Genomic DNA, 20,935 nt, shown 5'->3' on the forward strand with positions numbered 1-20,935 from the left:
TTCCTGTCCCCTCAGTCACCGCCAGTAGGGGTAGGCAACGAAGAGGTGAATAAAATAGGGTCAGGCAAAATAGGGATAGATAGGTGAGCGCTAAAACCGCCACTCTCAACGTTTTCAAAGCTCACCCAGCCACCAAAACGCTCAACAATTGCCGCCACAATCGCCAAACCCAAACCACTCCCTTGCTGCTTGCTGACACGCCAGAAGCGTTGGGTTAATTGTTTCAGTGTAGCCTCATCTACACCGCTTCCCTGATCATGCACGGTGAACGTTACGTGACGCTGATCAGGGGAAGGCTGCACGGTGAGCACCACAGGCAAATCATCTGCGCCATGGTGCAGCGCGTTATCCAGTAGGTTACGCAGGGCGGTTATTGCTAATTCTCTCGGCATGGCTACGCACACATGGGGAACGTGAGCGGGAGGCTGGCACTGTCCTGCGGTTGCTACACTGTCGGCGATCGCGAACTCTACAATCTCTGCCACCTGGCTTGGTTCGCCGTCGTCAAAGCGCATACGCCCCTCAACCCTTGCCAATGTCAGCAGCTGATCCAGCGTATGCGCTAGACGAACAACCCCCGCCTCGGCACAACGGAGCGCTTCTTTGGCGACGTCACCTTCTGCACGCTGCGCAACCTGGAGATGGGTTTTAATCGCGGTCAAAGGAGTACGCAGCTCATGTGCGGCATCATTGGTAAAACGCTGCTCGCGAACGATGGTTTGCTGGATTCTCACCAGCAGTCCATTGAGCGTATCGATCAGCGGTTTGATCTCTTTCGGTACGCCATAGGTAGACACTGGTGCCAATGCTTCCGGATGACGACTGGCAAGCGATTCACGCAGCCTTGATAGCGGGGCCAATCCACGCCAGACCACTACCCACAGCGCAATCAAACTGCCTGTCAACGCCACGACAAACGGCACAACAGCGACGCGAAACACATCGCTAAGCAGCATGTCCCGCTCATCCATCCGATCGGCGGTAGTAATGACGAGATCGCCTCGCTCATAAGTAAAGACACGCCATGTCGTATCGCCTTCTTGACGATATGCATGACCACGCTCACCCGGTGCCAGTATGGTGTCCATATTGGCATGGGTGCGGGCGATAATATCGCCACGCGGTGAGTGAACCTGGCAGGCCAACCCCTCAATAGGGGGAATAGACAGTGAGCGCGTCTGACTCTGTTCCCAGACATCTTCAGGCAGTTGAAGCACCAAGCCCGCTACCATTCGAGCGGATTGGGCAAGGCGCTGGTCTAGTGTTTCCACAAACTTTTTTTCTAAATCACTGAGCAACCAAGCGGCGGCAACGCCCCACAGCAACGCTAGCGACACCCCCAGGGTGAGTAATAGGCGAGCACGCAAACTCATTGCTGCCCCTTATGGGGTGAGCCTGGAAGATGAACCGCCTCAGGTTTGCCTAACCGATAGCCCAACCCTCGCACCGTTTCAATAACTCCACTGCCGAGTTTTTTACGCAGATGGTGGATATGCACGTTTAGCGCATTGCTCTCTACATCATCACTCAGCCCATAAAGACTATCTTTAAGCTGATCGGCAGAGAGCACGCTACGCGGCGAATGCAAAAAGGCCTCCAAAAGCACCAGCTCTCGCCGCGATAGCGTTACTAGATGACCAGAAACTTTTACTTCACGCGCATTAGGATCTAGCGTTAACGCGCCATGGACCGTTAGGCCCTGGCTACGACCAGATACTCGCCTAAGCAACGCATGGAGGCGTGCCACTAACTCATCAAGATCAAAGGGCTTTACCAAGTAGTCGTCGGCCCCGCACTGCAATCCATCGACGCGGTCTCGTATCGCATCGCGCGCTGTCAACATTAATACCGGAGTGGCAATACCCTGCTCGCGCCACGATTGCAGTAACTGAAGACCATCACCATCGGGAAGGCCACGATCAAGAATGACTAGATCGCTGGTAACTGACTGCATGGTTTGTCGCGCGGCTTGAATCGTGGAAACATGATCGACGACAAAGTCGTACATCATCAAACCGGAACGTATTCCTGATGCGACAAGCGGGTCATCTTCAATGAGCAAGACGTGCATAAGCGGTTTTCCTTTTATTGCAGCTAGCATGGCAAATACACATTAACCCAGCATTAAGCTAGCGGGCTGTGTCATCAATCTGTTTATAAAAATCAGCTATAAAAACCAGCTATAAAAACGCCCTTGTCTGGGCAGACAAGGGCGATAGTAACGGACGATATGTGATGCTTTAGCTGATACGTTTTGCGATAAACCAGCCTGCTACCATCGCAATCAATAACGCCAGTAGAGGTATAGACAACCCACCTACAGACGCAATAGCAGGGCCAGGACAATAGCCAGAAAGGCCCCAGCCGATGCCAAACAGCGCTGCGCCGCCCAACAATTTACCATCGAGTGTTTGCTTCGTAGGCAATTGAAAACTGCCGCTAAATAATGGCTCACCACGAGCAAAGACAACCCGGTAACCCACGAATGCGGTAACGACCGCCCCCCCTAACACAAACATCAGTGTGGGGTCCCAAGCGCCAGCCACATCTAAAAAGCCAATCACTCGCGCTGGGTCCGTCATGCCAGAGATTGCAAGCCCAAGTCCAAAAAGCAACCCCGCGAGGTAGCCAGCCGCAATTTTCACGACACCCCTGTTTTTCACGGCATGAGTACGCTTACTTATCTCGCTCATGCGCCACCTCCGATCACATGGTGCGTTACATAAACGGTCGCTATCGCGACAAGTAGGAATACGCCGGTGGCGGCCATGGAACGGGTTGATAGACGTGCCAAGCCACAAACGCCATGCCCACTGGTGCAGCCGCTACCAAGCCCAGTACCGAGGCCTACTAGCAGCCCTGCCACCAGCATCAGCGGTACACCCCCTGCTGGTGCACCAATCACTGAACCAGGGGCATCGGCTACATTACCTAACCCACCACCTAATGCCATGACTAGCAACGGACCACTGATCAGTCCAACCAAAAAGGCCAGCCGCCAAGCGCTGTCGCCCTGAGGGCGCTGGGTTATTAAGTTTCCGATGATGCCGCTAATGCCAGCGATGCGCCCTAAGGCTCCCATCAGCCATACCGCTGATAGCCCTATCAACACACCACCAACGAGCCCTTGCAGGCTTGCCATCCAGTCCACGGCTTACACTCCTTGCCTGTAATTAATGCTTGTTTTTGCAGGTTGAGATACCCAGCAAAGGATACAGCGGGCAAAAATTAAATAGCCCTGTGGCAAGCGGCACAATGCCAACCCACCCCCACACGCCAATAGTGCCGGTGATTGCCAGCACAATTAGCACTAGACCGACAACGATTCGCGCCACTTTATCGATACCGCCAACATTTGCTTTCATCTTTAGCTCCTTAATAATAAAAATTAGTTTATAAATCAGTTAAAAGCGGTTGATGGGTACTTTCAGGTAGACCTCGCCGTTATCCTCGGCAGGCGGCATTTCGCCTGCGCGCATATTGACCTGTACTGACGGGATAATGAGCCTAGGCATACCCAGCGTGGCATCCCGTTCTGTGCGCATTTTTACGAATTCGTCTTCGCTGATGCCTTCGTGCACATGAACATTCGCCTCACGCTGCTCTTCAACACTGGTTTCGTGTTGGTAAACGTCTCGACCTGGTGCTTTATAGTCATGGCATAAAAACAGCCGTGTTTGCGCCGGTAGCGCCAGCACTTTTTGGATAGAGCGGTATAGCGTGCGTGCATCACCGCCGGGAAAGTCACAGCGGGCGGTACCATAATCTGGCATAAACAGTGTGTCGCCAACGAAAGCCGCATCGCCTATTACATACGTTAGGCAGGCAGGCGTATGGCCCGGAGTATGCAGAACGTAGCCCTGAAGATTGCCAATAGTGAAGGTGTCACCTTCATTGAATAGGGCATCAAACTGGCTGCCGTCTCGAGCAAACTCGGTGCCCGCATTAAACGCTTTACCAAAAATTTCCTGCACATCGACAATACGTGCGCCAATCCCCGTTTTTCCACCCAGCGTTTGGTGCAAATAGGGCGCTGCTGAGAGGTGATCAGCATGCACATGGGTTTCTAAAATCCATGCCACTTCAAGACGGTTATCGCGAATAAATTCAATAATGTCATCTGCAGAACGTACATCTGTACGCCCTGCGGCGTAGTCGAAATCCAGCACCGAATCTAGGATAGCGCAGGCATGACTATCGGGATCCTGCACCACATAACTAAAGGTGTTGGTGGGTTCATCAAAAAAATGGGTAACGATCGGGCGTTGCATGCTATGCCTCCAACTAATGGCAAGTAGTGATGCTGCTGTGCACTCATCATAGACCATAAATGGTTATATGTTTATACTTCTTTGGAATTTAAAACCGTTTCTTGAGTATGGTCAAGGTTGCGCATCGCTAAGTTGCATAGTGAGATATAAAAGCACTATTGAAAGAATCGATTTTGCAAAAAAAACAGCACCCCGCTGCCTGCGAGGTGCTGTTACTCTCTAATGCTAATCTATGGAATGACGAACTAGGCGATTTAAGACGTTACACTTTACCTTGGTTATCAAGCTCAACTGCTTCATGCATGCGAGCTAGTACGTCAGGCATAGCCGCCTGCACACGGTTCCAGCTGGGAATAAAAGGACGCTCGCGGGGGGTGTCTAAAAACAGGTTGCCTGCTTCCAGCAAATTACTGGCAAATAACTCTACCGCCTGTTCTTCACAATGGCGGTCCAAACTTAGCCCATTCATCGTCGCGTCGTGATCGTAGGCTTCAATGAGGTCTAATGCTAACCGGTAGTAAGTCGCTTTAAGGGTTCTAAAATCTTCACTGCTAAAGCTAATCCCTTGGGTAGCCAACTTCCGGTACAGCGCTTTAGCGATATCCAGACTCATTCGGTTCAAACCGCCCGTTGCATCCTCTTCGCTAATGGGCTGATGCTTGTGATCATAGGCGTCAGCAATATCAACCTGGCACAGCTGACGATGCGAGTAGTTGCGCTGCAGCTCAGACAAAACGCCGATTTCTAATCCCCAATCAGCGGGAATGCGTATACCTTCAAGTACGTCACTGCGCATAGCAAACTCGCCGGACAAGGGGTAACGGAAACTGTCTAGATAATCCAAATAAGGCAGCGGTCCACAGACGGTTTTCAAAGCCCGTAACAGCGGCGTCACCATTAACCTAGAAACGCGCCCATTGAGCTTTCCTTCAGCGATACGCGGGTAGTAGCCTTTACAAAAACTGTAATTGAACCGGGGGTTCGCGACGGGATACATAAGCCTTGCCAGAAGGCCTCGGTCGTAGGTAAGAATATCGCAATCGTGAAGACCAACAGCGCTGGAACGGCCTGAACTCAGCACATAACCAGCGCAATACCATACGTTCCTGCCTTTCCCTGGCTCTAAAGCCCCTAAGCCGTGGCTCTCTAATTCTTGGTCGATGGCGCGTAAACGCGGGCCGTCATTCCATAAAATGCGAGTGTGCTGGGGTAAGCGTGAAAAGAACTCGCGCGCATATAAAAACTGGTCACGATCTGCCCTGTCTAAACCAATGACAATTTCATTGAGATAAGGCACTTTCACCAGCTCATCCACAATGGCCGACAGTGCTGGTCCTTCCAGTTCAGAAAAAAGCGAGGGTAATATCAGCCCCATTGGGCGGCGCTTGGCAAACTGGCAAAGCTCCTGTTCAAGCGCTTCAACCGGCCGACGGGTTAAGTTGTGAAAATCGGTAATCACACCATTTTGATGAAAATCACTCATACGTTAGCCTCCCGTGGCTTGTTAAACTGATGCAGCGGCTTCATTGGTGGGTGCTATTTTTAGCCCACCCTCATCTTGCCCCCACCAGTGGTCTATTCCCTCAGCCCAACCAGTTGGCCCGGTTGCATGTGTCCGATATAGCACGCTATTTTGCGGCTCGACGTTGAGCGCGTGACAGCCTCGAATGACTACGGCTTGATCAACAGTTTCCAGCATCGTGATGTCGTTTGGGCCATCGCCCAGACCTAATGTAAGCGGCTGACTGCCTCGTAAAGCAGTAAATCGTTTGATGAGCCACTCTACTGCACCGCCTTTATCAGACAGCCGCCCCATCACATGCCAAAAGCGCCCGCCCTGGGTGAGTTCAAGGCCATCGCCTTGCAGCGCAATGCGGAACGTTTCAAGTGCAGCCTCACTGTCCTCCCAAATAAACGGTTCACTCCCCTCTCGCTGCCGCGCAGCTTTCGCGCGGGTTTTATCAAGCCCGGTCAATTCCATCACTTGCTGCAGGCTTAAGTCCCCCATGCGAGTAAAACGAATGTTTAAGCGCTTACGCCAAACGTTCAAGCGCGCTCTAATGAAGCCGCTATCGACACCCGTTTGTTTAACAACCACCCCGTCTAGGCCATTACCAGGCCGGTCTAGTCGTGCATGACACCAGCCGGGCGGTAAACCAATGACGGCACCATTCTCAGCAATAAAGGGAGTCGCTGTTAGCCCAAGGGCTTCACGCAGGGGTATAAGTTCGGCGCGGGTTTTGCTAGTGACCGGTATGACCGGTACACCTAGCTGTTTAAGACGGGCAAGCCAAGGTTTAGCAGGTGAAAAGTCATAGCTGTGGTGATCTAACAGTGAACCGTCTAAATCAGTGACTACCAAACGCGGCTGAAGCGCGGGGTCCATGTCACTGGGTGACTGAGCATTACTGGGTAACGCAGTACGCGTGTGTTCGGTCATAGCACCACCTTTTGCAAATCTTAAATGTCGTTACGCACGCTCACTTGTAGACAAGCAACTAAGCAGTTTATATGCCAATACCATTTTAATTCTAAAAATCATTAAGTTAAGCCATCAAGAACAGCCATCTTTTTGCAAGCACCAAAACAACGCAATCTAAGCGCACTAAAACAGTGCATATAAAAAAACAAAAAAATGCGACAAACCCTTGGCAAAAGCTCACAAATAGCTATACTCGAGTTGTACCCACTGACAACCTTGTACACCCCTCACCTGATGTCAGTGGGCTGCAGTGAGCCAAGCCCTTTCATGCCCGCCTCCCCCGGCGGGCTTTTTTTGCTAAATACTTACGTAAATGTTTACCCCAAAGCATATTCGACTATAGAGAACATTAGACTATGGAGAACATTCATCTATAAAGAACATTAGTCCACGTGGATAACAACCTCAACGCGCCGGTTTCGCGCTCGCCCTTCAACCGTAGCGTTATCTTCCAATGGTTGGGTTGCGGCTAACCCTACCGCTCGTAAACGCTCTGGGGCGACGCCTGCGGCTTCTAGTGCTTCAACAATCGCAATCGCCCGCGCACTCGAAAGCGCCCAGTTGGATGAAAATTCAGGCGTATTAATAGACTGACTATCGGAGTGCCCTTCCACCCAGACTTCGCCCTCAAAGCGCTGAATGGTTTCCATCAGCGACCCTACTAGCGAGGTGCCACCCTCTGTTAACTGAGCATCGGCAGAGGGGAATAGCAGCCGATCTTGCACTCGCAAGCTGATACCCTCAGCAACCCTGGAAACTTCCACGCCTTCTAAGTTAGGTAGATACGTCGATGCTTCCACACGCTCCTTCAATCGCTCATCAAGCGCTAATGCACTACTGATCGCGTTATCTGATACTGCTTGTACATTGACAGGGGGACGGTCAGTGAGCACGACCATGTAATCCGCGAACGGCGAAGCTGACTGACGCTCATCAGAACGCAGCAACAACTGCGGAAGCCCACTAGCAACCATCGATGGCGCTAAGTCTGATGGCGCTGTATCTATTGATGCTTCTTCAATTGCCGACACTTCTTTAGCTCGCGCTAATAGGGGCGGCACGCCCTCAACAACAGCGCGCGCCTTAGGTAAGCCTGCTACGCCTAACGCAGCACTGATCGCAAGCGGACTGAGCGCATCGCTAGGCAGCACGCCCATTATCGCGCGCTGCTCACGACGCTCAGCAAGTGCGGCAGGCAATGGCACTTCTATGGCTGGCGCTGCCTCGTAGCTGTACTCATCAGAAGCTTCCTGTTGAAACCATGATGGGTTAGTAACATCAGCCGCCGCAATAATGATGACAAACAGCGCTACCAGTAGCGTCATGATGTCGATATAGCTAATCATCCAACCGCTATTACTTTCATCTTCTGGATAGGCGGTTAGCAATGAATCATGACGCGGACCAGCGCGGTGGTCTTCAAGCATGGGTGTTTTCACTCATTCAAGTTTTTAACCTCGTGGCCGATCTAGGGTAAGCATGGCAAACTAGTCTATCAAAAGCCGTTTCGTAGCGAGAAGGAACTATCAGGTGCGCATCCGACCTATCCCATCAATAACCGTGGCATCGAGGGCCAGGCCTTCAAAAACGGTATCTTCAATAACGATGTCTTTAAAAACGATGCCCTCTGAAACGCTGTCATTACCAACAAGGTCATCATCCATGGTTCAACTATTGCGCCCTGCCTTTATCGGACTGGCGAGCCTAATGTTAAGTGGCTGCTTCTATGCCAACACATCACAAGCTCCCATTGCGACCACCTATCCTTATAGTGAGCAGCAGCGTATGCAGGCAGCTCAACACTGGGAAGTACTCGCTCAGCACGAAGCAGCTGGCATTCTACGCAGTGAGCACGTTCGCTTTAGGGATCTGCATATCCCGGCGCAAGAGCACGCGTCAATGAATGCTTACTACGGTGGCGAGTTTGAGCGCGGTTTTCGTACGCTATTAACAAGCGAACTGGTATCGCGAGGCGGTAGCGTAATGACCCAGCCCAACGCTGGCGGCGCTACTGTGCAAGTAGATGTAGAAGTCGTTGAACATCGTGATCGCGGTTATATACGCCCGCCTTTTGGTGCTTACACCGCTTTGGCGGGTGGTGTTACCGTGGCTAGCATGGCACTTGGAAACTGGAGCGAACCTGCACTGGCATTAATCCCCGCGGCGATGGTGGCGGATACAACCAGCGGCAGTTGGACATATGAGGGCAAAGAAGAGGTTATCATCACTACCCAGATTGTTGATAATGACCGTATTCTCTACTCCTCATCTAATATTTATTACATTAATGCGGGTGACCGACGCCACTATGCCCCACATCGCGTCCCTCAAGCCCCTGCAACCCCAACTGTTTCTATCACCGATACTTGGTAATTACATGCTTTCACTTTTTGCCCCACTTAAACTGCGCGGGTTAACCGCAAGTTTTCGCCTGTTTATTGCTGCGCTGCTTATGCTGTTCTTGGCAGGCTGTGCTGCGCTTGGCAATAACAATAGCGTGAGAAATGCCGAGCCCCAGCCAGACCTTTCCGAGCTAGCCCATGAAGCCGCCGCTCAAATGGTCGCCAGCAATCCAGACCTTACACGCCATAGCCCCATGATTGCAGCTACCTTCGTGAGTATTGATAACTTAAGCCAGTCGTCTACGTTTGGCCGTATTAGCTCAGAAATAATGGCGTCCGCCCTCGCAAGGCAAGGTATGCAGGTACGCGAAGTCAAAATGCGTGACAGCATGTTTATCGAAGAGACTGTTGGCGAATTAATTTTATCCCGCCAAGTCCAACGTCTTAGCGCCCAGCACAATGCACGCTCCATACTGATGGGTACTTACGCACAAGGCCAGGACTATCTCTATGTGAGCGCACGAGTAGTCCGCGCTGGTGATGCGATGGTGCTTGGCAGCGCTGACTTTAAACTGCCGCTGGATAATAACACCCGAAGCCTATTGGAAGGCCAAGGCGGCTGGTAGTCGACTCACCTCTTGCCGCGACACGAATGAAAAGGATGAACATGCCCACCCGCACAAGCAAACCACTTATTGTGGCCACTAGTCGCTTGATAAAGCTATGCGCAAACATTACTAAACTGCTTAGCTATATTTTTCATGCCGTGCTGCCGAACAAACGCTTCACCCTGCCAGCCCATGCCGCGCCTTGGCTAGCACCTAAAGACCATTCGTCTATCCCACGTATTATTTGGCAGACTAACTTTACTAATAAGGTGACGCTGCCGGTTTATCTGAACTATTTGTTTAATCGGCTCATGGCGCCCCGTTTCGAATATCGCTTCATGATTACCGAGGCGCGGAGTGACTTCATTAAAGAGAATTTCGACGACGCCCTATTCACCAGCTATTCAAAGTTGCAAATTGGCGCAGCACAGGCGGATTTTTGGCGCCTCATGGTGCTCTACAAGTACGGTGGCGTTTACCTAGATATTGACGCACATGCCATTTGGCCACTTGCCCGCGTTGTTCCTGCCGATATTGACGAACTCTATGTCACGACCCGTAAGGGTGAGCTGAGCAACTACTTTATCGCCAGCAAACCAGGCAACCCCAACCTACGCAGGCTGATTGATCGAGTGCAACAAAACATTGAAGAGAACACGCTCACCAACGTGTTTGAACTCACTGGTCCTGGCGTATTTATTCAGTTGCTCGATCAAGACGCGGTACCCACGGTGTCATATCGCCATGCCTGCAACCAGGGCAATTTCACTAACGAGTACTTTCAGTACGTTGATAAAAAAGCAGGCAAATGGACGAAGGAGCAGAAAAAAGTCAGCATTATTCGCCAAAAAGAGCCTTGATCTTAAGATCGTCTTTCATACCAACAAAAAAGCGCTAACCGTGAAGGTTAGCGCTTTTTTTATCGCTTTCTGCGTTGCCATACCGCGACTAGACGATCTAGAAAGGTTTATACGGCATGGCAAAACGCATTTCGATTACTTGTAAACCGGGAAGCGACCACACACCTGTGCCACTTTATCAAGCACTTGGGCTTCGATAGCGCTGGTGTCATCGCCCTTAGCCAGCACATCTAGGATATCGCAAATCCAGCCAGCCAGTTGGGTGCACTCCTCTTCACCAAAGCCACGAGTGGTCACCGCCGGCGTACCAATGCGCAAGCCAGAGGTTACGAACGGGCTTTGCGGATCGTTAGGCACTGCGTTTTTGTTCACGGTGATGTGCGCACGGCCAAGAGCGGCGTCAGCATCTTTACCGGTCACGCCTTGCTTGATCAGAGACAATAGGAACAAGTGGTCTTCAGTGCCGCCAGACACGATATCGTAGCCACGATCGATAAACACCTTGGCCATCGCCTGGGCGTTTTTCACCACCTGCTGCTGGTAGGTTTTGAACTCAGGTGCCATAGCTTCTTTGAAGCAAATCGCTTTAGCAGCGATAACATGCATCAACGGGCCACCTTGGCCACCCGGGAAGACCGCTGACTGCAGCTTCTTCTCGATATCTGCATCGTTTTCCGCAGAAAGAATGACGCCGCTGCGAGGACCACGCAGGGTTTTATGGGTAGTAGAGGTCACCACATGGGCATGGGGCAGCGGGCTGGGGTAAACGCCTGCAGCGACCAAACCAGAGACGTGCGCCATATCCACCAGCAGGTAGGCACCTACTTCGTCAGCGATCTCACGGAACTTAGCCCAATCAACAATTTGTGAATAGGCCGAGAAACCAGCAATGATCATTTTGGGCTTGTGCTCGCGAGCAAGCTCGGCCACCTGTTCATAATCAATGAAGCCCTGCTCATTCAGCCCATACTGAATAGCATTGTAGTGCTTGCCAGAGAAGTTAGGCTTGGCACCATGGGTTAAGTGACCGCCCGCATCCAGGCTCATACCCAAGATAGTGTCACCCGGTTTTACCAGCGCTTGGAAAACCGCGCTATTGGCCTGAGAACCGGAGTGAGGCTGAACATTCACGTAGGTCGCGCCGAACAGCTGCTTGGCGTAGTCGATCGCAAGATTTTCAGCGATATCGACAAATTCACAGCCGCCATAGTAGCGCTTACCTGGATAGCCTTCGGCGTATTTATTGGTCAGCTGGCTGCCTTGCGCTTCCAATACGCGGGGGCTGGCGTAGTTTTCAGAAGCAATCAATTCAATGTGAGCTTCCTGGCGTGCAACTTCTTTTTGCATCGCGTCAAAAAGCACATCATCGAATCCGGCAATTGTCATATCGCGGCTGAACATCGGCGGGAACCTCGTTACGAAAGGATCATCATGGAGAATCTAGGGCGCTATCATAACGCAGCCTGACGCGACTTTCATCGCATCCGCGTCAGGTCGTGCATGAGCGTATTTCATGTTGAAGCAATCAGTAAAAACTGACTAACTGGTCAACCACGCTACTTCAGCTCAAAGGTGAACGTAAACTGTTCGGTATTCCCCATAGGATTCATTATGAATTGGTTAATAATAAACGGGTTGGGCAAGGCCACATTAACCGTTAAGGCTTGGGAATGACCCGCCATAATATCGACTAACCCTGTCATTAATTTAGTTATTTGGGGGCCTAATAATGGCTCAAGCTGACGAGCTTGGCCCAACGCCTGAGAAACGGCTTGTGCTTCGGTAATGTTATCGTTTGCTGCAATTTCAGTGGTTAATCGTGGTAATAACCCTTCATCGGTATACGCCACGTTCACCTCACCACCCTGCAACGTTGCTGATTCAAACAGTGAGGGAGTTTGCATTGCCTGCTCAATGGAAACATTTTTTGGCAACATGATCGGCAAATCAAGGTTGTATTCAACGCCTGCAGCACCACTCAAGCGCAAATAGCCATCAGCAATCAGCCGATCACTCTCCCCCTCTTCTTCCCAACGGGAATGACTGCGCCCTTCAGCTCCGAACTGACCACTACCACCGGTGAGTACCTTGTTGAAGGTTTCGAACTCTTGTCGTTGCTCAGGTGGCAGTAGAGGCAGCAGCCCCCCAATGTCAAAAAATGCACCTTCGAAGCCTGCATCGCCCACATAGGCATTGCCTTCTACCCAGGCACTATCCAACACTATGCTCCAATCATCTCCGGACAGGTTCACGCCATTTAATACGGCGTGCTCGACACTCTCTTCCCCAGGCGTATCGATCCCGGTTAGCTGCTCAATTCGCAAATTAGCGAGCGAAAAAACCGAATTAACCCCACTTTCCAAGTCGTTAAAATCAGCATTAACTCCCTGTAAATCAAACAAGCCAATGGCGCTACTGCTGACTTCTTCAAGCGTGAGCGTTTCAATATGCAACTGTCCCTCGAAGGGAGGTGAATCTAGCTCACTAAAAAACTCATCTGCTGCCTCACCTTGTAAATTTAGCGTGATGTCACGCGCATTCAGCGCCTTCCATACCACGTCAGACGCACTCATTTCATCAAACGAGGGCACTGCTTGCGAAGCGTCTGGCAATTCAATGAAAGCAACACTGAAAAAAGGCTGAGAGTTGCCTGCCTCGCTAACGGCCATACCATCAATGACTACGTTATCGGGACGATGGTAGTCCCCTTCAACGCGGTAACGTTTGATGGTAAACACGTCACCATTGGCATAAGTAATCGCTATGTCTTCCGCGATCGTAGCCTCAGACTGCTCATAGACCTCGGCAACCTCGAAAGCGCTCGCCTCACCACCCAGCCGCTCGCGAAGATCTGCTTCAAACTGCTGGGGTGAAGCGCCCACCCCACCGGAAAGAAGCAGTAATGAAAAACCAGCCGTAAACTGGCGATAACCTAGAGACACAGGCATCTCATGACCTCCTTGTGAGAAGCGCTAAGCATAGCATTTGGAAACGTGCTGTTAAGCTTCACCAAGCAACCCTAAGCTAGCCGCAGGCGCTTGACGCCGCAGGCTGTAAGAGAGGGCATGTCCGATAATGCCAATTAGCAACGCACCTCCAAAAGGTAGAACAAGCCATAGGCCCATATGCAGGCGCGGTGTTAAATCAAGCCAATAAAGATAAAGTGCGGCAGTGGCAAATTCTGCAAGGAAGGCCCCCATTAAACCACTGGCAAAACCAAGCAGCGCATATTCAGCACCTTGTACCCGTGAAATCATTCGGTTACCTGCACCAAATACACGCAGCAAGCCACTCTCATGGGCGCGTACGGGGCGGCTAGCCGTCAGTGCAGCATAAAGCACGCTAACCCCTGCCATCAGCACTAGGATAAGCACCAGCTCTACTGCCCGAGTAACCTGGGTAAGCACCTCACGCACTTGGCCTAAAATGGCATCCACATTAAGCAATGATACACCTGGGAAATCACTGACCAACTGCCGGATTAAGCCTTGCTCTTGTTCTGGCAAATGAAACGCCGTGATAAAGCTATGACCGAACGCTTCGAGCACGCCAGGGGGGAAAATGACGAAGAAGTTCGGGTTGAAGCTATCCCAGTTAAGGCTACGCAGGCTCTCAATGCGGGTAGTAATGGTATCACCGCCTACAGAGAACGTGAGCTCGTCGCCCAACCCAAGGCCAAGGCGCTCTGCTAATCCATCTTCCACTGAGATGGGCACAATGTTAGAGGTTTCCTGAGGCGTGGCGTCCACCTCGCTCATCCATCCCTGTGGCTCACTCGGTTGTGAAAACCACTCTCCGGCGACGACCTGATTACCTTCGGGCAACGCTGATTGCCAGGTAAGATTCAGTTCACGACGCAGCGAGTTATCGCCTCTGGCATCGGGTGGAACGGCTTCTATCGGTGGTTGACCGTTGATCGCGCTGATGCGACCACGCACCATCGGATATAGCGTACTTTGGGTTTCCACCCGTGGAGCAACCGCATCTTCGAAGGCATCTCGCTCATTGGGCTGAATATTGATAGCAAAGTAATTAGGGGTATTTTCCGGCAACTGATCTTGCCACGTGGTCAGTAAATCACCCCGTACCAGCACGATCATCGCCATGGCAAAGAAGGTGACCGAAAACGCCAACAGCTGCCCAAGCCCAGCCTGCTTTCGGCGAGCCAGTTGCCTGCCGCCCAAGCGAAACGCTTGACCCCACTCGCTCCCACCGGAAAGCCGCTGAACAGCTTTCAACAGGCCGTTTAGCAACAGCGTGCTAGCCATCCACAATAGTCCTAATAGGGCTGCACCACCGATGAGTAGCGCCAGAGCAAGCGAAAAGCTACCCGAGTAAAGCCATAACAGACCACCAAATACTAAGCTCGCCACACCCACCACTAACCAAGCAGACGGCGGTAGGGGATCAAGCTCACGGCGTAACACTTTTAACGCACTAACACGCTTAATGCGTAACAGGGTGGGCCCAGCAAAACCAACCAGTACCGCAAGTGCAGTAAAAATGCCCAGCCACAGCGGCATAATGCCAGGAGGCGGCAGTGTCATCGGCAGAAAACTTGTTAACAGCCAAAGCAGCACAGCCTGACCAATAAGCCCCAACAGCGCGCCAATAATCGCAGCCATTAGTGCGAGACCCATTAATTGCAGGGTAAAAATAGTCACTAATTGATATTGGCTAGCGCCAAAGCAACGCAGCAATGCAGCGGTGTCTAGATGGCGCTCAACATAACGGCGGGTCGACATTGCCACCGCCACGCCCGCTAACAAGACGGCTGCCAAGCCGGCAAGCCCCAGATAACTCTCAGCGCGTTGAAGCGCGTTGCCTAACTGAGGACGGTCAACACGCACATCACGTACGTCCACCCCATCACGCCTTAGTTCGGCCAGCAAGCCCTGCACTTGCTCCAATGCCGCAGGCGGCCCCGCAGCAAGCAGCTCAAACTCAAGGCGTGAACCCAACTGCACCAACCCTGTTGCTTCCAGGTCAGCAGTATTGAGCATTAAGCGTGGGTTGAAATTACCAAAACCGGCAGACTGATCAGCCTCACGCTCGATAATCCCACTAATCAGCAGTTCCGTTTGACCTACTTGAACACGGTCGCCTATCGCAATATCAATCAGTTCTGCTAACCGCGGGTCTGCCCAGGCTTCCCCTGATGGAGGGCCTGATGCAACCTGCTCAACCCCGTCCCCGCGATCCACATGGGAAACGCCATAATGAGGATAGACATCATCCACCGCTTTCAAACTAGCTGGCTGGAAACGCTCGCCACGACTAATCATCGACACCAGATCCACCTGGTCACTCAGCGTAAAACCCGCCTGCTCTAGCGTCGTGCGTAGTTCTTCCGAGAACGGTTCGCGCTGCTCTAAAACTAAATCCCCCCCCAGCATTTGACCGGCTTGGCGCTCTAATCCACGCTCTAAGCGATCTAGAAAAAAGGCGATCATGGTAGAAGCAGCTACCGCTAATACCAGCGCGACAAACAGCGCGCGAACATCGGCGGCACGTAGGTCACGCTTCAAACTACGCGCAGCAAGCCGCCAGTTTAGTTCACTCATCGCCACCCCCGCTGGCAACAGCAGTTGGCTCAAACGCCATTAACTGCCCGTTCGCCAGGCGCAAACATCGGTCGCAACGGCGCGCAAGTGCGTGGTCATGAGTTACTAAAATAAGGGTGGTGCCCGCTTCACGGTTCAGTGTGAAAAGCAGGTCAATAATTTGTGCCCCTGTTTCGGGGTCAAGGTTACCGGTTGGCTCGTCGGCAAAGACTAGTTCAGGGTCGGTAACAAACGCCCGTGCAATGGCAACGCGCTGCTGCTCACCCCCTGAAAGCTGCTTAGGCAGATGCCCTACGCGCTCGCCAAGCCCAACTCGCTCAAGCCACTGCGCCGCTGCCTGAGTCTCTCCTGCTCGGGGAGACAACTCTAATGGCAATAGCACATTTTCCAGTGCGCTTAACGTCGGTAACAGCTGAAAGTTTTGAAATACAAAACCGACTCTTCCGGCACGCAACGCCGCCCGCCCATCTTCATCCATTTGGCTTAGCGGCTGACCAAACAGTGTCAGTTCCCCATCACTGGGCGTGTCTAACCCCGCCAACAACCCTAGCAAGGTCGACTTACCAGCACCGCTTTTACCAAGAATGGCAACACTTTCTCCCGCTGCCACGCTCAACGAAAGGTCGTGTAAGATAGTTAACGAACGCTCCCCGCTTCTCACCCGTTTAGACAGTTTTTCAGCATGCAGGACTGGCTGGTGAGCTTGCTTGTGAGGAACATTGCTGGCGATGATGGTGTCGGTGGTGGGCTGATGCGAAGTGGCATCATCGGTTGGCAAATTGGTTTGTGGATCCAAATTGGCTTGTGGATTAGAGGAGTAAGACATGAAGCATGGCATCCCTGTAGCGTGGCAAAGACTGAACCGCATGGTAACCGGAGGGTTGCTGGCACTGATAGTCATCTTTAACGCGTCTGCACTCAACGCTGACCAACGCCCAACACTTTTAGTCATGGGCGATAGTCTTAGTGCCGCCTATGGTATAGAGCAAGAGCTGGGTTGGGTCACGTTATTGGCCGAGAGGCTAGATGGTGAAGCCCAAGTCATCAATGCCAGTATCAGCGGTGAAACGACGTCCGGCGGTGCACAACGATTGGCTAGTATTATCGGACAACGACAGCCTGATATCGTTCTGCTTGAACTAGGCGGCAACGATGGCTTACGTGGCCTCCCACCGACTCAAATGCGCTCCAACCTAGCCAGCATGATTGAGCAAAGCCAACAGGCAGGAGCCGATGTGTTACTGCTCGGTATTGATATTCCGCCTAACTACGGCCAAGCCTATCGCGATGCCTTTACGAGTGTTTTTCATTCGTTAGCTGATGAGTATGACGTACCGCTCGTACCTTTCTTATTGGAAGATATCGCACTTAATGAACAACTGATGCAAGACGACGGCATACACCCCACCGCCGAGGCCCAGCCGATTATTTTAGACAACGTCTGGCCAGCCCTGGAACCACTGCTCGACAGCGTGTTTCAAGCATCCGCTGAATGACACAACGATAGCCCTTTATCCCCACTCCATACTCACCCAATCTAATGAGGCACTGCTAAGCAGATAGCACTAAGGAAATAGATAGAATTTAGGCAGTAGCTAGCACTTAGGATATAGATAGCACTAAGGAAATAGTGCACTTCAACGCCGTAGCTTGTAGGCTTAATGCTTATTAACTATTACTCATGGCGTTTATGCCTGCATCCACTCGCCCTCCGCTTAAACCGCTTTCGCGCCGACAGTTTTTAGCCACTGTCGGCGCAGTTGTGCTGGGCGCAGGGTTAGGTTTTCATGCCTCGCCTGCCACTGCTTTCAACCCCCAACGCTTACGGCAGAGCATGCAACAGCAGCACGGCCAAAGCGGGCTTGCTGTTTTAGAAGAGTGGTTTGCCCTGTTGGAACGTTTGCGTGGTCAAGAGGTGCAAACGCAACTTCGCGAGGTCAACGACTTTTTTAACCGCCGAATACGCTGGGTGGATGATATTCACGTATGGGGGCAAGAAGACTTCTGGGCAACGCCATTAGAGGCCATGGGTAAAGCACAGGGCGATTGTGAAGATTACTCTATTGCTAAGTACATCACCCTGAAGCAGCTCAACGTTCCCGGTGAACGCCTGCGTATGATTTATGTACGAGCGCGCATTGGCCGCAGTCAAATCACTCAAGCACACATGGTACTTGGCTACTATTCAACGCCCAGCGCCGAGCCCTTGGTATTGGATAATATATCACCGTCTATTTCCCCTGCTTCTCAACGCACCGATCTAGACCCCGTGTTCAGTTTTAATAGTGAAGGGCTGTGGGCCGGTGGCACAACGCAATCACGTGCGGACCCGTTAGCGCGGCTATCGCGCTGGCGTAATGTCGTTGAACGGATGCAATCACAAGGTTTTATTTAAGAGGATTAAGCACTATGTCGCTGATTAAACAGCTTTGGCTGGCCATTATTGCGCTACTGTTGCTTTCATTTGTCGGCAGCCTTGCGATCAGCATTACCTCGGGCCGCGACTATATTGAGCAGGAAGTGCGCATTAAAAATGAGGACAATGCAACGGCATTAGCACTTTCCATGAGCCAGCTCGAAAAGGACATAGTGACGCTCGAACTGTTAATTTCCGCACAGTTCGATACCGGCTATTACCGCCGTATTACCCTACGTGACACCGAAGGTCAGGTGCTTATTGAGCGCTCCGCCAGCGAATACCGCGGCGATGTACCCGCATGGTTCCGCAACGTTATTCACTTCGATGTACCCATTGGCACCGCAACGATACAAGACGGCTGGCGGCAATTCGGTACGCTTGAACTCGAAAGTCAGCACAGTTTCGCCTATGCCTCTTTGTGGCGCATTATGCTTGAGCTCGCTGGCTGGTTCTTGCTGGCTGGAGCGATCAGCCTCGCCATCGCCACAGTGGTGGTACGCGGTATCAAGCACCCTCTTGTGCGGGTGGTCGCCCAAGCAAAAGATATCAGCGCCCGGCGCTTTACCACCATTAAAGAACCCCGCACATTAGAGCTACGTGAAGTGGCCCAAGCAATGAACGTTTTATCTGCCAATGTGCGCCAAATGCTTAGCCAGGAAAGCCAAAAACTGGATGAACTGCGTCGCCATCTGCAGCATGACCGTGTCACAGGGGCGCTCAATCGCGACGTGTTTATGGGCCGTTTATCATCATTATTGGGAAGTGAAGACGCCCGTGCCACGGGGCTAATGATAATGACCCGAGTGGAGTCACTTGAAACGCTTAATGAGCAGCTAGGCCACCAAGCCACTGACCAGTTACTCAGTGAGTTAGTGACACAACTCTCCCAGCTGGCCCCCACGCCAGAAGAAGCACTGGTTGGGCGCTTAAACGGCAGCGATTTTATCCTGATGCTACCGCTAGAAGCTGACACTGGCGCACTCATACCGCGCCTACGCCAAGCGCTAGATACCATCGCGCTCAAGGCACCCTATATCGGCATGCGTTTACCGACCGCCGTGGTTGCCTACACGCCCCATGATGACCGAGGTGGTTTACTGGCTACCTTAGACGACGCCCTTGCTGAAGCCGAAAGTGCAAGCGCCCACACCACCGTAGCTGTACGGGAGCACCAACATAACTCGCTCTTTGGTAACCACGCTGAATGGCGTTCAGCGCTAAATGCTGCCATTACTTTAGGGCCGCAGCTCGCTTATTTCCCCGTTATTGATGCCCACCATAACGTACTGCATTATGAATGCCCTGCTCGCCTAGAGCTTGCCAATAACTGGCAAACCGCTGGCATGTTTATTCCCTGGATTTCGCGCTTTCACTTAGAACCTGCACTCGATATTGCCGTGGTTAAAAAAGCCCTTGAGCAACTGACTAGCAACCCCGCACAAACCCTTGGTATTAATCTTTCAATTGCCTCCATCACCAATGCTGAATTTGTGATTGAGTTAAGACGACTGCTCGAAAAACAACCCCAACTTGCCAAACAGCTATGCTTCGAAGTACCCGCTATTTTGAATACCCATGCTATTGGTAGCCTTCGCGGCTTATGTACCGCGCTCAGACCGTTAGGCTGTCAGTTTGGGATTGAACATGTCGGGGCAGAATTCACCAAACTTGCCGATTTACACGACATCGGGCTTGCCTACCTAAAAATAGACAGCAGCTTGATTGGAGGGATTCATACTTCCCATGAACAGCAAACCATCGTGCGAGGAATGGCCACGCTATGCCACTCCCTCGGCATTCAGGTAATCGCAGAAGGGGTGACTGAACAAGCCGAATTGGAAAGTCTCTTCAAAGTAGGCGTTGACGGAGCCACCGGACCAGGCGTGCGCCTGAATTAAAGAGTAGTCGTTTTTCGAAGGTCAGGTAACTGCCAGCAAACAGCGCGTCTAACGACGCGCCGTATTAAATCAATTCGTCTTCATCGCCTAGCAAATTAATATCATTCTTCGACCGCAACGATTTACGCTCCATCACCTTTTTTTGTGCCGCCGCAGGCAAGTCCGTGAAACTCAGCAAGCCTTTCTCTAGCAACACTTCCAGCATATCTTCCACCACTCGTACAAAGGCCAAGTCAGAGGCAATAAACTGCGCCGACTGCCCCGTTTGCTCAGCTAAAAAAGCGAACACCTCCGGCGAATCTTCATTAATAGTGTCATTACACTCCCGCGATGGCTCTTTACTGAGCATCACGATCTCCCCTTCGGCATTGCGTTTGATGTAAAGCATAGCGGCTTCCTCTATAAGTAAAAGCGCCTAAGTATAGCGAAATGACATTCGAGAGTGGATATAACAAGGCCGCCCGTAGGCGGCCTGTTTGGGTGGGTGAAGG

General features: G+C 51.8%; 21 protein-coding genes. 6 read left to right on the top strand and 15 right to left on the bottom strand.

All coding sequences use genetic code 11. The features are described from left to right. Positions 1 to 11 precede the first annotated feature (11 nt). The 10 genes from K1Y77_RS11550 to K1Y77_RS11595 all read right to left on the bottom strand — a co-directional run bounded on the left by K1Y77_RS11550 (position 12) and on the right by K1Y77_RS11595 (position 8,417). The gene (locus tag K1Y77_RS11550; protein WP_030071795.1) at positions 12 to 1,373 is read right to left on the bottom strand and encodes an ATP-binding protein; all 1,362 of its coding nucleotides are present in this window, start codon (positions 1,371 to 1,373) and stop codon (positions 12 to 14) included. Then, on the bottom strand, positions 1,370 to 2,071 hold the full coding sequence (locus tag K1Y77_RS11555; protein WP_030071794.1) for a response regulator: 702 nt from the start codon (positions 2,069 to 2,071) through the stop codon (positions 1,370 to 1,372). Before K1Y77_RS11555 ends, K1Y77_RS11550 begins: the two co-directional genes overlap by 4 nt. Positions 2,072 to 2,240: 169 nt before the next feature. Beyond that, positions 2,241 to 2,693, bottom strand: coding sequence for a DUF6691 family protein (locus tag K1Y77_RS11560; RefSeq protein WP_051690147.1), 453 nt, complete (start codon positions 2,691 to 2,693; stop codon positions 2,241 to 2,243). After that, positions 2,690 to 3,151, bottom strand: a complete 462-nt coding sequence (locus tag K1Y77_RS11565) for a YeeE/YedE family protein (RefSeq protein WP_264017861.1) — start codon at positions 3,149 to 3,151, stop codon at positions 2,690 to 2,692. The genes K1Y77_RS11560 and K1Y77_RS11565 overlap by 4 nt, the downstream gene beginning before the upstream one ends. Before the next feature lie 22 nt (positions 3,152 to 3,173). Further along, entirely contained in the window at positions 3,174 to 3,365 is a 192-nt protein-coding gene (locus K1Y77_RS11570; RefSeq protein ID WP_030071788.1) for a YgaP family membrane protein, read from the bottom strand. Between the two features lie 39 nt (positions 3,366 to 3,404). Then, positions 3,405 to 4,271 carry an MBL fold metallo-hydrolase gene (locus K1Y77_RS11575; protein WP_030071786.1) on the bottom strand — a complete coding sequence of 289 codons (867 nt, stop codon included), beginning with the start codon at positions 4,269 to 4,271 and terminating at the stop codon, positions 3,405 to 3,407. Between the two features lie 262 nt (positions 4,272 to 4,533). Next, complete coding sequence (locus K1Y77_RS11580) at positions 4,534 to 5,754, bottom strand: glycosyltransferase family protein (protein ID WP_264428588.1); 1,221 nt, start codon at positions 5,752 to 5,754, stop codon at positions 4,534 to 4,536. A gap of 21 nt (positions 5,755 to 5,775) precedes the next feature. Beyond that, positions 5,776 to 6,711: an HAD-IIB family hydrolase gene (locus K1Y77_RS11585; RefSeq protein ID WP_264017859.1), complete on the bottom strand. Its 936-nt coding sequence runs from the start codon at positions 6,709 to 6,711 to the stop codon at positions 5,776 to 5,778. A gap of 425 nt (positions 6,712 to 7,136) precedes the next feature. Next, on the bottom strand, positions 7,137 to 8,180 hold the full coding sequence (locus tag K1Y77_RS11590) for an OmpA family protein (protein WP_030071780.1): 1,044 nt from the start codon (positions 8,178 to 8,180) through the stop codon (positions 7,137 to 7,139). Between the two features lie 99 nt (positions 8,181 to 8,279). Next, positions 8,280 to 8,417: a hypothetical protein gene (locus tag K1Y77_RS11595; RefSeq protein WP_156963054.1), complete on the bottom strand. Its 138-nt coding sequence runs from the start codon at positions 8,415 to 8,417 to the stop codon at positions 8,280 to 8,282. On the opposite strand from K1Y77_RS11595, the gene K1Y77_RS11600 reads away from it, so the two are divergent. The 3 genes from K1Y77_RS11600 to K1Y77_RS11610 are packed head-to-tail and all read left to right on the top strand — an operon-like array spanning position 8,416 to position 10,563. Next, a complete protein-coding gene (locus K1Y77_RS11600) occupies positions 8,416 to 9,126 on the top strand; it encodes a hypothetical protein (RefSeq protein ID WP_030071779.1) in 711 nt (236 codons plus the stop codon). The genes K1Y77_RS11595 and K1Y77_RS11600 overlap by 2 nt on opposite strands. 4 nt (positions 9,127 to 9,130) lie before the next feature. Continuing rightward, the gene (locus tag K1Y77_RS11605) at positions 9,131 to 9,721 is read left to right on the top strand and encodes a FlgO family outer membrane protein (RefSeq protein ID WP_030071775.1); all 591 of its coding nucleotides are present in this window, start codon (positions 9,131 to 9,133) and stop codon (positions 9,719 to 9,721) included. A 41-nt stretch (positions 9,722 to 9,762) separates the two neighbouring features. Continuing rightward, the gene (locus K1Y77_RS11610; protein WP_264428591.1) at positions 9,763 to 10,563 is read left to right on the top strand and encodes a glycosyltransferase family 32 protein; all 801 of its coding nucleotides are present in this window, start codon (positions 9,763 to 9,765) and stop codon (positions 10,561 to 10,563) included. A 135-nt stretch (positions 10,564 to 10,698) separates the two neighbouring features. Here K1Y77_RS11610 and glyA read toward each other — a convergent pair whose 3' ends face one another. The 4 genes from glyA to K1Y77_RS11630 all read right to left on the bottom strand — a co-directional run bounded on the left by glyA (position 10,699) and on the right by K1Y77_RS11630 (position 16,953). After that, entirely contained in the window at positions 10,699 to 11,964 is a 1,266-nt protein-coding gene (gene glyA, locus K1Y77_RS11615; RefSeq protein WP_030071771.1) for a serine hydroxymethyltransferase, read from the bottom strand. Positions 11,965 to 12,119: 155 nt separating this feature from the next. Further along, entirely contained in the window at positions 12,120 to 13,511 is a 1,392-nt protein-coding gene (locus tag K1Y77_RS11620; protein ID WP_264428593.1) for a hypothetical protein, read from the bottom strand. Positions 13,512 to 13,562: 51 nt separating this feature from the next. After that, a complete protein-coding gene (locus K1Y77_RS11625) occupies positions 13,563 to 16,127 on the bottom strand; it encodes an ABC transporter permease (RefSeq protein WP_264428594.1) in 2,565 nt (854 codons plus the stop codon). Next, entirely contained in the window at positions 16,120 to 16,953 is an 834-nt protein-coding gene (locus tag K1Y77_RS11630; protein ID WP_264017851.1) for an ABC transporter ATP-binding protein, read from the bottom strand. Before K1Y77_RS11630 ends, K1Y77_RS11625 begins: the two co-directional genes overlap by 8 nt. Between K1Y77_RS11630 and K1Y77_RS11635 the strand changes: the two genes are divergently transcribed. The 3 genes from K1Y77_RS11635 to K1Y77_RS11645 all read left to right on the top strand — a co-directional run bounded on the left by K1Y77_RS11635 (position 16,952) and on the right by K1Y77_RS11645 (position 20,444). Further along, on the top strand, positions 16,952 to 17,623 hold the full coding sequence (locus K1Y77_RS11635; protein ID WP_264428596.1) for an arylesterase: 672 nt from the start codon (positions 16,952 to 16,954) through the stop codon (positions 17,621 to 17,623). The genes K1Y77_RS11630 and K1Y77_RS11635 overlap by 2 nt on opposite strands. 185 nt (positions 17,624 to 17,808) lie before the next feature. Then, complete coding sequence (locus K1Y77_RS11640; RefSeq protein ID WP_030071761.1) at positions 17,809 to 18,522, top strand: transglutaminase-like cysteine peptidase; 714 nt, start codon at positions 17,809 to 17,811, stop codon at positions 18,520 to 18,522. A 14-nt stretch (positions 18,523 to 18,536) separates the two neighbouring features. After that, entirely contained in the window at positions 18,537 to 20,444 is a 1,908-nt protein-coding gene (locus K1Y77_RS11645) for an EAL domain-containing protein (protein WP_264428598.1), read from the top strand. A gap of 64 nt (positions 20,445 to 20,508) precedes the next feature. Here K1Y77_RS11645 and K1Y77_RS11650 read toward each other — a convergent pair whose 3' ends face one another. Beyond that, positions 20,509 to 20,832, bottom strand: a complete 324-nt coding sequence (locus tag K1Y77_RS11650; RefSeq protein WP_264428600.1) for a tryptophan synthase subunit beta like protein — start codon at positions 20,830 to 20,832, stop codon at positions 20,509 to 20,511. Between the last annotated feature and the right edge of the window lie 103 nt (positions 20,833 to 20,935).

The organism is Halomonas qaidamensis (genome assembly GCF_025917315.1).
Taxonomy (GTDB): domain Bacteria; phylum Pseudomonadota; class Gammaproteobacteria; order Pseudomonadales; family Halomonadaceae; genus Vreelandella; species Vreelandella qaidamensis.

Coding starts and splice junctions, on each gene's coding strand:
- K1Y77_RS11595 (WP_156963054.1), bottom strand. CDS start 8,417: ATGGATGATGACCTTGTTGGTAATGACAGCGTTTCAGAGGGCATCGTT.
- K1Y77_RS11645 (WP_264428598.1), top strand. CDS start 18,537: ATGTCGCTGATTAAACAGCTTTGGCTGGCCATTATTGCGCTACTGTTG.
- K1Y77_RS11610 (WP_264428591.1), top strand. CDS start 9,763: ATGCCCACCCGCACAAGCAAACCACTTATTGTGGCCACTAGTCGCTTG.
- K1Y77_RS11560 (WP_051690147.1), bottom strand. CDS start 2,693: ATGAGCGAGATAAGTAAGCGTACTCATGCCGTGAAAAACAGGGGTGTC.
- K1Y77_RS11625 (WP_264428594.1), bottom strand. CDS start 16,127: ATGAGTGAACTAAACTGGCGGCTTGCTGCGCGTAGTTTGAAGCGTGAC.
- K1Y77_RS11640 (WP_030071761.1), top strand. CDS start 17,809: ATGGCGTTTATGCCTGCATCCACTCGCCCTCCGCTTAAACCGCTTTCG.
- K1Y77_RS11605 (WP_030071775.1), top strand. CDS start 9,131: ATGCTTTCACTTTTTGCCCCACTTAAACTGCGCGGGTTAACCGCAAGT.
- K1Y77_RS11555 (WP_030071794.1), bottom strand. CDS start 2,071: ATGCACGTCTTGCTCATTGAAGATGACCCGCTTGTCGCATCAGGAATA.
- K1Y77_RS11620 (WP_264428593.1), bottom strand. CDS start 13,511: ATGCCTGTGTCTCTAGGTTATCGCCAGTTTACGGCTGGTTTTTCATTA.
- K1Y77_RS11630 (WP_264017851.1), bottom strand. CDS start 16,953: ATGTCTTACTCCTCTAATCCACAAGCCAATTTGGATCCACAAACCAAT.
- K1Y77_RS11635 (WP_264428596.1), top strand. CDS start 16,952: ATGAAGCATGGCATCCCTGTAGCGTGGCAAAGACTGAACCGCATGGTA.
- K1Y77_RS11600 (WP_030071779.1), top strand. CDS start 8,416: ATGGTTCAACTATTGCGCCCTGCCTTTATCGGACTGGCGAGCCTAATG.
- K1Y77_RS11570 (WP_030071788.1), bottom strand. CDS start 3,365: ATGAAAGCAAATGTTGGCGGTATCGATAAAGTGGCGCGAATCGTTGTC.
- K1Y77_RS11575 (WP_030071786.1), bottom strand. CDS start 4,271: ATGCAACGCCCGATCGTTACCCATTTTTTTGATGAACCCACCAACACC.
- K1Y77_RS11650 (WP_264428600.1), bottom strand. CDS start 20,832: ATGCTTTACATCAAACGCAATGCCGAAGGGGAGATCGTGATGCTCAGT.
- K1Y77_RS11550 (WP_030071795.1), bottom strand. CDS start 1,373: ATGAGTTTGCGTGCTCGCCTATTACTCACCCTGGGGGTGTCGCTAGCG.
- K1Y77_RS11590 (WP_030071780.1), bottom strand. CDS start 8,180: ATGCTTGAAGACCACCGCGCTGGTCCGCGTCATGATTCATTGCTAACC.
- glyA (WP_030071771.1), bottom strand. CDS start 11,964: ATGTTCAGCCGCGATATGACAATTGCCGGATTCGATGATGTGCTTTTT.
- K1Y77_RS11580 (WP_264428588.1), bottom strand. CDS start 5,754: ATGAGTGATTTTCATCAAAATGGTGTGATTACCGATTTTCACAACTTA.
- K1Y77_RS11585 (WP_264017859.1), bottom strand. CDS start 6,711: ATGACCGAACACACGCGTACTGCGTTACCCAGTAATGCTCAGTCACCC.